The organism is Rhodococcus sp. R1101, from assembly GCF_000278445.1.
GTDB lineage: Bacteria > Actinomycetota > Actinomycetes > Mycobacteriales > Mycobacteriaceae > Rhodococcus > Rhodococcus gordoniae.
Map to the genome: position 1 here is coordinate 1 of NZ_AJVB01000894.1, position 675 is coordinate 675.

The 675-nt window shown below is 73.0% G+C and carries 1 protein-coding gene; it reads right to left on the minus strand.

Annotation, left to right across the window (positions count from 1 at the left end):
* Positions 1–42: 42 nt before the first annotated feature.
* Positions 43–675, minus strand: a 633-nt coding sequence (locus R1101_RS28925; protein WP_016935838.1) for a HEAT repeat domain-containing protein, incomplete at its 5' end; no start/stop codon positions are given.

Here is a 675-nt window from a genome sequence, read left to right on the forward strand (position 1 = left end):
GTCGCATTTCCGGGTCCTGGCGGCCGGTGGGCCCGACGGCGGTCAGCGGGTGGTGAGGATGACACTCGCGGTCGCCGCGACGGTCCGATCCGGGTCGGTGGTCAGGACCGCGAGAGCGTCGCGGGCAGCCGAGCCCGGGATCTCCGCGAGTGCCTGCGTCAGGCGCAGGCGTACCCGAGCGTCGTCCGCCCCGTCGAGCCCATGCTGCACGGAACGCACGATCTCCGCGGAGAGGGCCGACCGGTCCGCGAGCCGGCCCAGCACTTCGGCGGCCTCGACGTCCGACCGGCCCTCCACGATCATGTCCACGAGGACGGGGACGGCCGCGTCCACACCCCGCGCCCCGAGCGTCAGAGCCACCATGGCGCGGGCCTTCGCATCATCGTCGCCGAGAGCCTCCTCGAGCAGCGTCGTGGACTCGGGAACACGGAGCTCCGCCAAGGCTGCGATCGCCCGGCGCCGCACCGCTGCCTCGTCCGACCGCAGCCCCGTCGCCAATCCGGGAAGTGCAGTCTCCACTGCGTCTGCGGCTCGGGCGAGCGACCAGCGCAACGCCCCCGCGACGAACGGGTCCTCCTCCGACAGGGCCGCCTCGACCAGCGAGGCGACGGGCAATGTCGCGTCCTGGCTCTGGGACAGGATCGCTTGCTGCCGGCGGGATCCGGAGTCGGATTC